The sequence below is a fragment of the uncultured Anaerococcus sp. genome, assembly GCF_937934665.1.
Lineage (GTDB): Bacteria > Bacillota > Clostridia > Tissierellales > Peptoniphilaceae > Anaerococcus.
Genome location: NZ_CALGYW010000017.1, coordinates 1 through 11,360 on the forward strand (window position 1 = coordinate 1; position 11,360 = coordinate 11,360).

General features: G+C 36.6%; 12 protein-coding genes. 1 reads left to right on the plus strand and 11 read right to left on the minus strand.

Annotated elements, in window-relative coordinates; translation table 11 throughout:
• Positions 1-14 precede the first annotated feature (14 nt).
• The 9 genes from Q0410_RS00760 to Q0410_RS00800 are packed head-to-tail and all read right to left on the minus strand — an operon-like array spanning position 15 to position 8,408.
• Positions 15-653: a V-type ATP synthase subunit D gene (locus Q0410_RS00760; protein WP_299031736.1), complete on the minus strand. Its 639-nt coding sequence runs from the start codon at positions 651-653 to the stop codon at positions 15-17.
• A 3-nt stretch (positions 654-656) separates the two neighbouring features.
• Complete coding sequence (locus Q0410_RS00765; protein WP_299031739.1) at positions 657-2,024, minus strand: V-type ATP synthase subunit B; 1,368 nt, start codon at positions 2,022-2,024, stop codon at positions 657-659.
• A gap of 4 nt (positions 2,025-2,028) precedes the next feature.
• Positions 2,029-3,786: a V-type ATP synthase subunit A gene (locus Q0410_RS00770; protein WP_299031742.1), complete on the minus strand. Its 1,758-nt coding sequence runs from the start codon at positions 3,784-3,786 to the stop codon at positions 2,029-2,031.
• 11 nt (positions 3,787-3,797) lie between these two features.
• Positions 3,798-4,109, minus strand: a complete 312-nt coding sequence (locus Q0410_RS00775; protein WP_299031745.1) for a V-type ATP synthase subunit F — start codon at positions 4,107-4,109, stop codon at positions 3,798-3,800.
• Positions 4,102-5,136: a V-type ATPase subunit gene (locus tag Q0410_RS00780; protein WP_299031748.1), complete on the minus strand. Its 1,035-nt coding sequence runs from the start codon at positions 5,134-5,136 to the stop codon at positions 4,102-4,104. Before Q0410_RS00780 ends, Q0410_RS00775 begins: the two co-directional genes overlap by 8 nt.
• Positions 5,133-5,696: a V-type ATP synthase subunit E gene (locus Q0410_RS00785; RefSeq protein WP_299031751.1), complete on the minus strand. Its 564-nt coding sequence runs from the start codon at positions 5,694-5,696 to the stop codon at positions 5,133-5,135. The genes Q0410_RS00780 and Q0410_RS00785 overlap by 4 nt, the downstream gene beginning before the upstream one ends.
• 15 nt (positions 5,697-5,711) lie before the next feature.
• Positions 5,712-6,179, minus strand: a complete 468-nt coding sequence (locus Q0410_RS00790) for a V-type ATP synthase subunit K (protein ID WP_299031753.1) — start codon at positions 6,177-6,179, stop codon at positions 5,712-5,714.
• Positions 6,176-8,098 carry a V-type ATP synthase subunit I gene (locus Q0410_RS00795; protein ID WP_299031756.1) on the minus strand — a complete coding sequence of 641 codons (1,923 nt, stop codon included), beginning with the start codon at positions 8,096-8,098 and terminating at the stop codon, positions 6,176-6,178. The genes Q0410_RS00790 and Q0410_RS00795 overlap by 4 nt, the downstream gene beginning before the upstream one ends.
• Positions 8,085-8,408, minus strand: coding sequence for a V-type ATP synthase subunit H (locus Q0410_RS00800; protein ID WP_299031759.1), 324 nt, complete (start codon positions 8,406-8,408; stop codon positions 8,085-8,087). The genes Q0410_RS00795 and Q0410_RS00800 overlap by 14 nt, the downstream gene beginning before the upstream one ends.
• A 103-nt stretch (positions 8,409-8,511) precedes the next feature.
• On the opposite strand from Q0410_RS00800, the gene Q0410_RS00805 reads away from it, so the two are divergent.
• Positions 8,512-9,600 (plus strand): hypothetical protein, encoded by a 1,089-nt coding sequence (locus Q0410_RS00805; protein WP_299031761.1) that lies wholly within the window; start codon positions 8,512-8,514, stop codon positions 9,598-9,600.
• Between the two features lie 79 nt (positions 9,601-9,679).
• On the opposite strand, the gene Q0410_RS00810 is transcribed toward Q0410_RS00805, so the two are convergent.
• Both Q0410_RS00810 and Q0410_RS00815 read right to left on the minus strand, forming a co-directional pair.
• Positions 9,680-10,738 (minus strand): ribonucleotide-diphosphate reductase subunit beta, encoded by a 1,059-nt coding sequence (locus Q0410_RS00810; RefSeq protein ID WP_299031764.1) that lies wholly within the window; start codon positions 10,736-10,738, stop codon positions 9,680-9,682.
• A gap of 9 nt (positions 10,739-10,747) precedes the next feature.
• A complete protein-coding gene (locus Q0410_RS00815; protein ID WP_299031767.1) occupies positions 10,748-11,128 on the minus strand; it encodes a phage holin family protein in 381 nt (126 codons plus the stop codon).
• Positions 11,129-11,360: the final 232 nt, after the last annotated feature.

Sequence of the window (11,360 nt, forward strand, 5' to 3'; positions counted from 1 at the left end):
CCCGGTGGTTTTGTTTATCTTTCTTCTGAAATTATATCTTTTACCTTCATCAAACGAGAGATGGTTGCTCTTTCGTTTTCTTCTAGTTTGGCTCTGATGTATTTGATTGTTTCTTCAAGATCTGGGATAGTTCTGTATTCTAGGGCATTTACCCTTCTTCTTGTTGATTCTATCTCATCTGCCATTAGCTGGGTTGTTTTTTCAAGTTCAGCTAGTTCTAGGAGCCTATCTACTACGTGGTTTAATTTGAGTATAGCTTCATCTAGGCCAACACTTGTTGTCGCGTAGCCGTATGGGAACATGGTTGCCTTGTCATTTACATTTACCTTAAATTCCATCTTAGGAATCCTAACACTCATGACGTTTTTTGTTTTTATATCAACGCCTACTTCCTGGGTTGGAAAGCTTACCGCTTCTTCAAGGACTTCTGGGCTCATGAAGGCTGATGCCATGAGGAAGGATGCGAAGGAATCTGATAGTTCCTTTTCTACTTCCTCTCTGAGTTTTTTATTTTCTCTGATTAGCTCTAAGAATTGTCTCATAAGCTCATCTTGCTTATCTTTTAATAGCTTATATCCTCTTTTGGCGGTGGCAAGTCTTCCCTTTAGGGTGTTTAGGTTCATCCTAGTTGGGGTTACTTTTAATCTTGCCATAGGCTAGTCCATGTATTTTTCTATTAGGGCGTCGTCAATTCTCTTAAGCTCTGATTTTGGAATTATCTTTAGAAGTTCCCAACCTAAGTTAAGAGTCTCTTCGATTGACCTATTTGTGTAATAACCTTGGTTGATATATTTTTCTTCAAAGGCCTTGGCAAATTCTGCAAAGGCTAGGTCTGCATCAGAAAGCGCAGAATCACCTAGGATTTTTTGAAGTTCTCTAGCATCTACACCTGATGCGTAGGCTGCGTAGATTTGGTTCATGGTATCTGCGTGGTCTTCTCTGGTTTTGCCCTTGCCTATACCCTTATCTTTAAGCCTTGATAGGGATGGTAGGATTGATACTGGTGGGGCAATACCTTGGTTATAAAGTCCACGGTCTAGGATAATCTGTCCTTCAGTAATGTAGCCTGTTAGGTCTGGGATTGGGTGGGTAATATCGTCTTCTGGCATTGATAAAATAGGAATTTGGGTTATTGTTCCTGGTTTGCCACGAAGTTTACCTGCTCTTTCATAGATTGTAGAAAGGTCTGTATATAGGTATCCTGGATAACCACGTCTACCTGGTACTTCCTTACGGGCTGCAGATACTTCACGAAGGGCCTCTGCGTAGTTGGTCATATCTGTCATGATTACTAAGACTTGCATGTCTTTTTCAAAGGCTAGGTATTCTGCACAAGTTAGGGCCATTTTTGGTGTTGATAGACGTTCGATTGCAGGGTCATCTGCTAGGTTCATAAATAATACTGAACGGTCAATTGCTCCTGTTTTCTTAAAGTCATCCATGAAGAATTGGGCTTCTTCGAAGGTAATACCTATAGCTGCAAATACTACCGCAAAGCCTTCATCATCTCCAAGTACCTTAGCTTGTCTTGCAATTTGGGCTGCTACTTGGTTGTGTGGCAGACCGTTTCCAGAAAAGATTGGTAGCTTTTGACCCCTTACTAGGGTGTTTAGGCCGTCTATAGTTGAGATACCTGTTTGGATAAATTCGGATGGGTATTCTCTTGAGACAGGGTTTATAGCTGTACCGTTTACGTCTCTTTTATCTTCTGGGATGATTTCTGGACCATCATCTATAACTTCACCAAGTCCATTAAAGGCACGGCCTATCATGTCTTCGCTTACAGCAAGCTCAAGTGGTCTACCTAAAAATCTTACTGATGTTCCTTCAAGGTTGATACCTGTTGATCCTTCAAATAGCTGAACCATGGCACGGTCTTTGCTTATTTCTATTACCCTACCTCTTCTGTGTTCACCTGTATGAAGTTTTATATCTACTAATTCTTCGAAGTTTACTCCCTCAACGCCTTCAACAAGCATAAGAGGGCCAACTACTTCTGTTACTGTTTTATATTCTTTTAACATCCGTCTATGCCTCCTTTATTAGCTTGCTTATAGCTTGATCGATTTGAGTTTTAATTTCGTCAAATCTTTCTTTGTCTTCTTCGCTGATTAGTTTTAGTCTTGAAATTGATTCGTTAACTTCAAGGCCTTCTATTTCTTTTATCTCAACACCATTAGATAGGGCTTCTAGGCACTTATCATAGTTATAAAGGATAAGGTCTAGCATCTTATCTTGCTTAGTTAAAGAACAGTAGGTGTCTATATCGTGGAAGGCGTTTTGTTGGAGGTAGTCCTCTCTGATTGATTTTGTTACATTTAGTTTTAACTTATCATCATCAGATAGGGCGTCACGTCCTACAAGCCTTACTACTTCTAGTAGTCCTGATTCTTGTTGCAATAGACTCATGGCGCGTTTTCTCATAGTTGAGAAGTCTTCGTCAACATTTTCGTCTATAAACTTATCCATCTTGTCTTGGTAGAGAGAATAAGATGATAACCAGTTAATAGCTGGGAAGTGTCTTTGGTAAGAAAGATCGTAATCTAGTCCCCAGAAGACCTTAACTATACGAAGGGTTGCCTGGGTTACTGGCTCTGACATATCTCCTCCTGGAGGCGATACTGCTCCTATTACAGAGAGGGTTCCAAGATCTTCTCTATTTCCTAAAACTCTAACCTTTCCAGCTCTTTCATAAAAGTCCGCTACACGGCTGGCAAGATAAGCAGGGTAACCTTCATCACCTGGCATCTCTTCTAGACGACCACTCATCTCACGGAGGGCTTCTGCCCATCTAGATGTGGAGTCTGCCATCATGGCTACGTTATAGCCCATGTCTCTGTAGTATTCTGCAAGGGTAATACCTGTATATATAGAGGCTTCTCTCGCTGCTACTGGCATGTTTGATGTGTTTGCGATTAGGACTGTACGTTTCATTATTGATTCACCAGTTTTTGGGTCAACAAGTTCTGGGAATTCATTTAATACGTCAGTCATCTCATTACCACGTTCACCACAACCTACATAGATTACAATATCTGCGTCTGCGTATTTAGCAATTTGGTGTTGAACTACAGTTTTGCCTGATCCAAATGGCCCTGGGATAGCTGCAGTACCGCCCTTAGCTACTGGGAAGAAGGTATCTATTACCCTTTGGCCTGTTACAAGTGGCTCATTAGGGTCGATTTTTTCCTTGATTGGTCTACCTTGTCTTACTGGCCAATATTGAATCATGTTTAGTTCTTTATCGCCATCTTCTGTTTCTAAAACAGCGATTGTGTCAGCTACCTTGTATTCGCCAGCTTTTATGTCTTTTACTTTACCTTCTATGCCATAAGGCACCATAATCTTATGGGTTATAACTGTAGTTTCTTCTACAGTTCCTAGGATATCTCCAGCAACTAGGTCATCTCCGATTTTGGCTACTGGTTCAAATTCCCAAACTTTTTCCCTGTCTAGGGCTGGTGCTGTTACTCCCTTTTCTAGGAAATTTCCTGCAAGATCTTCAAGTTTTTCAAGTGGTCTTTGGATACCATCGTACATTCTCTCAAGCATACCTGGTCCAAGCTCAACTGATAGAGGTCTACCTGTTGTTTTAACTTCATCGCCAGGGCCTATACCAGTTGTCTCTTCGTATACTTGGATACTTGCGACATCTCCCCTCATCTCTATTATTTCGCCGATGAGCTTATCTTTTGATACCTCAACCACGTCATAGATATTAGCATCGGATAGGCCCTCTGCCTCTATTAGTGGTCCAGATACTTTAGTAATTTTACCTATATTCAAATTAAGCTCCTTTAATTTAGAATGTTGGCTCCGACTGCTTTTTCAACTGAACGGTTGATATCAGCAAGGCCTATACCCATTGATCCCTTGTTAGATGGAATTAGGATAATGGCTGGAGTCATACTTTCTCTGTATTTATCTATTGTTTCCTGACAAAGCTTTGCCATAGCTTCGGTTATAAAAATAACACCGTAGTCTTCACTGGCAAGCTTATCTATTAGTTTTTTTGCGTCTTTTTCATCAATGGCTGTAAAGGCGTCAATTCCAATCGCCTTGAAGGCTAAAATCGAATCCTTATCGCCAATTACTCCTATTTTATACATAAGTTTCTCTTAACCTTTCCCTAGTAAAGTCTTTTGGAAGTGAGTTTAACTTAGAGATAAATATTATCCTTAGATTTTTAATCTCTTGCTCCTTAGCTATTAGGTAGCCTAGAAGAACTTCTGGTCCATAGGTCATGGACTTGGCTTTTTTTGCAAAGTCCATAAAGTGATCGTCTATGGCTTTTTCTAGGTTAAGAAGATTTTCCGTATCAGACTTATCCTTATCAAGGTACTCTTCTAGATAGGAATTAATAGCAAGGCTTGATGTTCTTACTAAAATCCCTTCTATATCTAGGCTTGCCATTTCTAGGAGGTCATCCTTATCCAGGTTTCCTCCCTCTATTAGAGAATCTCTCAAGTAGTCAAGATCAAGTTTTTGGCCCCTAATTCTTAAAAGGGTCTTGATATTAACTAGGTCGATACTTTCCTTGGTATAAGTTAGAAGAGAGTCAAGACCTGTAGCCTTGGCAAGGTCAAGTTCCCTTCCATAATAAGACTTATCAAGGGATATGTCTATCATGGCTGGGTTTTCTGTTTTCCTATAGGCTTCTAGAGCTTTTTTGGCATAGACTAGGTAGGTATCTCTCTCGTCTTTTTCTAAAAGCTTATCTTCTATAAGTTCTTCATCACCTAGTTTTATAAGTTCTCTTTTTATATAGGCTGTGTCTATATTTGCCATTTTTGAGTAGATTTTAGAATAATCTTCCTCTTGGATAATTTCTTTAACAACTAATTTTAGGTTATGAAAATTATATTTTTCGATTAAATACTGGCTGATATTTTTATCAGGAGTAACATCGGATACTTTTTCATAAACCCTTACTAGTTCCTTATTTAAGATTTCTTCATACTTCTCATCTCTGGCAAGATCTGCTATAAAGCTAGCGTAGGATGAGTCGTTTAGAGCATTTATCACTTCACTTAAACTTCCATAGTCATTTAGTCTTTCAAGGTCTCGGGCCTTAAGCAGATCATCTTCGTATATCCTGGTGGATATAGAAGCTGCTATGAAGTTTTCTCTATTCATATTTCTTCCTTAGTAAAAAGTGCGTCAGATATTATTTTCTTGATTTCATCCTTTTCATAGTCAAGAATTGATGAAAAAGAGTTATCATAGGTTATATCGTTATCTTTTATGATAAAACCATCATCAGTAGTTTCGTTTGAAACCCTAAGTCCCTTTAGTTCACTAGAATTAAAGGCAAAGTCCATACCTTCTTTAAGGATTATTTCCGCTTTTGAATGTGGGAAGTCCTGAAGTCTATTTAGAACAAATCTCTTATAGGCTGGTCTGTCTAAATCTTTAAGTTTATCTAGGACCTTTGCTAAAACTTCGTCTATAAGCTCATTTTTTGCCTTTATTTTTATATCACGAGCCTTACGAGATGAGGATAATTTCTCATTATCAAGGACAAGCTTACTTTCTTTTTCAGCATCTTTCATGATAGTTTCAGCCTCACCTTTTGCTTTTTCTTTAGCTTCGTTTAGGATTTGGTCAGCTTCTTTTTTAGCTTCTTCTAATATCTGATTTTTTTCTTCTTCTGCCTTTGTCTTTATAGATCCTAATATTAAATCAAGATTAGTCATAATCTTATCCTAATATTATGCTCTTATAACAAGTAGTAGGGAAATAACAAATCCTAAGATTGCGTAAAGCTCAACCATTACAGAGTAGATCATACCTTTTACGAATTCTGGTTCGTTTTTAGCTAGGATGTTGATACCTGCTATAGCTACCTTAGATTGTTTTACAGCTGAGAAGTAACCTACTATAGCTACTGGTAGAGCTGCCATTAGGAAGTATAAGCCATCAGCAAATGTCATATCTGGGCTTAGTTTACCCATGATAAAGAAGGCAATAGCAAAACCGTAAAGACCTTGGGTACCTGGTAGTAGTTGTAGAACTAGAACCTTACCAAACTTTTCTGGTTGTTCAACTGTAAGAGCTGCTGCAGCCTCACCTGTCATACCTGTTCCTTTAGCACTTCCCATACCTGATAAGAGTGTAGCTAAAGCCATAGCTAAAACTCCAAATACTAATCCGCCATTTTCAACTAAATAATCTGTCATTTTCTTTCTCCTCTATTAATTATTATTTGTTTAGTATCTTCTAACATTTCTCTAAATTTAACCCCGCCACCTTCGTAGAATTTGTTAAACATTTCTACATAAACTAGTCTTAAAGAGTGGACGTAGGCTGATAAATAAGATAGGAACATATTAAATAGTTGGAATACTACAAAGACGATAATACCGCCTATAATTCCTCCTATGCCCCCACCAAAGAGCATCTTAACAATTACGTTGACTGCGTAGGCTACAAAGCCTCCTGATAGAACTAGGGCCATAAGTCTAAGGAAGGATACAAAGTCTCCAACCCAAGAGGTAATGCCGTATAAATCATAAACTCCTGATCCTATCCTACCGCCAATTGACTCGGCATTTCTACCTGCAAAAAGCACTATACCAACCATACCTATACCCATAAGGTAAAGGCCGATTTTATTTTTGCTTAAAACATAATAGATAGGTCCTCCAACTGCCATATACCAAAATACTACATCATATACAGCATCCATTGGTTTGCCATCTCTTATATACATATAGGCTTTCATACCAAGAGCAACAAATAGGGCTATGCCACCTATGATAAGACTCATGGTAATAAGGGTGTTTATATCATTTTGTGTATCTACCCAACCAAATGGTACATCTATGATACCACCAAAGACTGAACCAAAGATAAAACCAAAAAAACAAGCCGATAGGGAAATACCCAAAAATAGCTTGACCATTTTCTCAGTTGACTTTGGAAAATCTTTTACCTTAAGAGCTACAATAGTCGCTATAACTCCCAAGAGTCCATAGCCTAAATCTCCTATCATAAATCCTGTAAATATACTATAAAAGATTGCCACCAATAAGGATGGGTCAAACTCATCATATCTAGGTAGAGCGTAAGTTTCTACGACTGACTCATAAGGTTCTACTATCTTGTTGTTCTCAAGTATTATAGGCACCTTTGGGTCATCCTTAGAAGCTTCTTTGATATCTAGGATATACTTATCTCCTAAAACTTCTTCTAGGTCTTTTTTAAATCTTTCAGTCATAGTAGCTGGAAGATAGCCTTCTATCACATCCATAGACTTGGTTTTCAAGAAAAATTCAGCACTAGCTTCTTTTTTCCTTTCGTTTTCAAGGTAGGACTCATAAAGGTAGAAATCTTCTAAATATTTAGAAAAATCAGCAATCTCTGCTTCAAGTTTTTCTATATCCGCCCCAACAGTCTTTCTCTCACTTTCAAAATTCTTTAGACTATCAAGGACTGAACCTTCTGCCCTTACCCTAATCCTTACAAAACCAAATTCTCTAAGGATCTCTTTAAATTCTTCTTCTTCATCAAGGGAAGATATGGCCACTATGTAGCTTAACTTATCAGCCTCGCTATAGCGGTGGACCATAGACTCATCTAAGTGTTTTTCAACTAGAGTCTTCTTGAGTGTGTCATAAAATTGACTTGATATAGATCCAGTCTCCAAATAAACTCTTTTTGAATCATAGAGATTACTTAAATTTATATCAATATCCTTCCATGGACTCAAATCGTCAATCTTTTGGCTTAAGGCTTGCCTTTTTTCAACCAGGCCTTCCCTTTCTTTAACTAACTTAATCAACTTATCATAAATAAGGTCAAAATCAAAATTGCCGCCTGCCTTATAAACCCTATCAAGGTCTAATCTCTTTAAGTCAGTCTTTTCTTCACCAGCAAACTTATTTACAGTTTCTATACTGTAGTGAAGCTTCTCAAGACTTTCATCTAGGGCATTTAGCTTAGTTTCGTTTTTAACTTCTTTTAGATAGGATTCGCCTTCACTAATCTCTAGGTCGTTAAAATGCACATAGTTAAAATTTTGAAGAATATTTAATAGGCTACTACGCTTTTCTTCAAAGCTTAGAAGATTAAATTTATTCATCTTAACTATTGCCATTATTCACTATCCTTTCTACAAGGCAATCAACAGTCTTGGAGATCTTATCTAAATCAATCTTTTTAATCTCTTCTGCTTCTTCCCTCGCTTTTTCTAATACTGGTTTACTTTTTTCAAGGGCCTCGACTTTAGCCTCATCGACTAGTTTTTTTGCCTTAGCCTTAGTACGGTTAACATCCTCCTTATAGGATTCTTCCGCCTTGACTCTGGCCTCACTAACTAGGCTCAAAGCTTCATCTTTGGCCAAACCAAGTTCTTTTTCAGCCGACATCTCAGCCGACTTCACTTGGTTTAAAATGTCATCAGTCATAATTCACCCCCCCTATTCATAACTAAATTATATCATATTTTTACCCAAAACGGGTATAATCTAGACAAAATAAGCTAAATATTTTAAATTTTCGAGGAAAAATATGAAAAAAAACCTAATCCTACTAATAATTGCCCTTTTTAGTGTAGGGTGCGCAAAAGAAAATAAAATAAATGAAGAAACTTACGCCCTGGCAAAACTTGATAATTTCACCCAAGATAAGAGTCTTTACACAGATAAAAGACTAATAGCCTACCCATCATCAGTTACAAAAGATGATAGGACCTACACAAAAAAAGACCTAGACAACCTAGACTATAACAAGGAAGTAAAACTTCAAGACATATATTTTAGAATACCGGAAAGATGCGAAATCTTCAAAAAAGATGAAAGCTACTTTGTAGACTTTCCCATAGACCCATCCTATAAGGTTTTAATAAGTTTTAAAAATATAAAGAGAGACTACGATCTTATAGACCTTTCCCAAAAAATAATCAAAGAAAATAATCTTAAAGATAAGCTAAGGTCAAAACCCCTTAGGAATAAATTTAATGACATAGATAGCGCATATTTTATAAGTGAAGACGGCAAAGGTCAATCAACTCACTTTTTTATAAAAGGGCAAAACTCGACCATATATTTTCTAATAAAAGAAACTAATACCAAATCCAGCGGGAAAATTATGGCTGATATCCTAATGACATCCTACCTAGCAGGTAACGACCCAGTCGAAGTAAGAAAATCATTCAAATCCTACAGCAATAACCTGTCAGTCTATGCCACAAAAAAAATAATCCTTGATGGACTCACTATGAAAATCCCAGAAAACTTCTACCTAAACCAAGAAGAAGACGGCCTAAAATCTTACCTGGCCAAAAAAGATAACGAGGTTATAGGAGAGATAATAATAAAAGAAGATAAAATAGACGGCAATAACTACGATTGCTACAGCCTAAACTCAGGAGATATAATCTACCCAATCCAGCTAATAAATATGGGTGAAGTTAAGGAAAAAAACGGCATCTTAGAAGGAGAAATCAGACTCGTATCAAGAGAAAACACCCTCACAGGCAAAAAATTTGTAATACAAAATGACGATACTTACCAAACAATAATAATAGTAGGCCCCTTTGCTAATAAGTCCCTCGTCCTATCCATGGCAGATTCTATACGAGATACGATAGAAAGATAGTGTTTCACGTGAAACAAATGCTTAAAAAATATTTCAAAACAAAAAACAGAGCCAACCAGCTCTGTTTTTTAATCTTATTTTATAGATCATCCTCAATTATAGATGATTTAGAATAGGCAGTTACCTTAGCTTCGAAAAAGTCAGTCTTAACTGCGTTTGGATCTGAGTACTCATCTACCCATTTCATTGCTTGAGGTATTTCTGTATAACCCTCAAAAAGTGGCTCAAACCCAAGTCCTAGGGCACGGAGATTTCCTAGGTATTTGATATAATCTTCAATCATAGTTGTAGATAAGCCTGCTATATTATCACCAATAGCGTACTTACCCCATTCAATCTCTTGGCGAACTCCTTCTTTTAGCATCTGTCTATAAATCTCTGTAGCCTCTGGAGTGAAAAGATCAGGTCTTTCCTTCTTAAGGTCGTTAATCAAGGACCTAAAAAGCCATAGGTGGGTATTTTCGTCCCTGTTGATGTATCTAATTTCTTGAACTGTTCCAGGCATCTTTCCATTTCTACCGAGATTGTAGAAGAATGAAAATCCTGAATAGAAATAGACTCCTTCAAGGATGTAGTTTGCAATTAGCGCCTTAACAAACTTAAATTCATTATCATCTTCTAAAAATTCGTTGTACTGCTCACCTATAAATTCGTTACGTCTTAGAAGGTGGTCATCTTCCTTCCAAAGGTATAAAATCCTAGTCCTCTCCTCTGGAGAACAGATAGTATCAAGAATATAAGAATAGGACTGAGAATGGATTGATTCTTGGTAGGTTTGTATTGACAAACAAAGGTTAATCTCATTTGCAGTCACATAGGTTTGTAGGTTAGGTAAATTTGCAGTTTGGATAGAATCAAGATAGGTTAAAAAAGAAATAATCATATCATAGGCTCTTTTTTCATGCTTATCAAGCTTCCTATAATCTTTTATATCTTGGTTTAAATTTACCTCTTCTGGGATCCAGAAATTGTTCATAGCCTGCCTATACCAGTCACTAGTCCAGGTGTATTTTAGATTATTAAAGTCGTTAAGGTTGGTAGTATTGCCTTGGATAATTTTTCTCTTAGCAAGATCAATATCCCCATCCTCATTAAAAATACCACGTTTTTCGACTTCTCTTTTTCTACTTTCTTCCATTATTACCTCCTAGGAAATAACATTTAAAACAATAGATGAAACTATTGATAAAACAATTGACGCAATAACCAAACTAAATAAGTGGGAATCAATATAGGCTCCCTCAACAAATTTAAAGGCCAGATATAAAACAAAAGCCGAGATGACGAGGGAAAATAAACCCAAGGTCAAAAATGTAATAGGAAAAGCAAAAAACCTAAGAATAGGTTCAACCACTTTTTGAAGCAAGGTCAAAACAGCCGCAGTAATAAGAAGGGCAGAAGATTTCTCAAAAGAAATATGACTAATAAACTTGCTCATTAAAAACAATGAGATTGCATTTGCAATAAATAGAATTAACAAAACATTACTCCTTTTCTTAACTAAAGATTTTTTTCTTAGTCTACTCAAAATAAACTCCTTTTTTCATAAAACAAAATATATCTTATATATTATTATACCAGATATTATTAGTTTTTATTATCCAAGATAATTTATTTTCTTTTTCAATCCGATATTAAATTTTTCTTTATTTAATTTTTTCTTTGTAGTTTGGTAATATAAATGATTTTTCTACTTACTATATAACGTCGTAATTTGGTAATATATATGATTTTTCTATAAACTATTGAATCTTCGTCAA

Bases quoted from the DNA above. Each gene is read 5' to 3' on its own strand.
- Q0410_RS00760 (WP_299031736.1), bottom strand. From the start codon at position 653: ATGGCAAGATTAAAAGTAACCCCAACTAGGATGAACCTAAACACCCTA.
- Q0410_RS00765 (WP_299031739.1), bottom strand. From the start codon at position 2,024: ATGTTAAAAGAATATAAAACAGTAACAGAAGTAGTTGGCCCTCTTATG.
- Q0410_RS00775 (WP_299031745.1), bottom strand. From the start codon at position 4,109: ATGTATAAAATAGGAGTAATTGGCGATAAGGATTCGATTTTAGCCTTC.
- Q0410_RS00780 (WP_299031748.1), bottom strand. From the start codon at position 5,136: ATGAATAGAGAAAACTTCATAGCAGCTTCTATATCCACCAGGATATAC.
- Q0410_RS00785 (WP_299031751.1), bottom strand. From the start codon at position 5,696: ATGACTAATCTTGATTTAATATTAGGATCTATAAAGACAAAGGCAGAA.
- Q0410_RS00790 (WP_299031753.1), bottom strand. From the start codon at position 6,179: ATGACAGATTATTTAGTTGAAAATGGCGGATTAGTATTTGGAGTTTTA.
- Q0410_RS00795 (WP_299031756.1), bottom strand. From the start codon at position 8,098: ATGGCAATAGTTAAGATGAATAAATTTAATCTTCTAAGCTTTGAAGAA.
- Q0410_RS00800 (WP_299031759.1), bottom strand. From the start codon at position 8,408: ATGACTGATGACATTTTAAACCAAGTGAAGTCGGCTGAGATGTCGGCT.
- Q0410_RS00805 (WP_299031761.1), top strand. From the start codon at position 8,512: ATGAAAAAAAACCTAATCCTACTAATAATTGCCCTTTTTAGTGTAGGG.
- Q0410_RS00810 (WP_299031764.1), bottom strand. From the start codon at position 10,738: ATGGAAGAAAGTAGAAAAAGAGAAGTCGAAAAACGTGGTATTTTTAAT.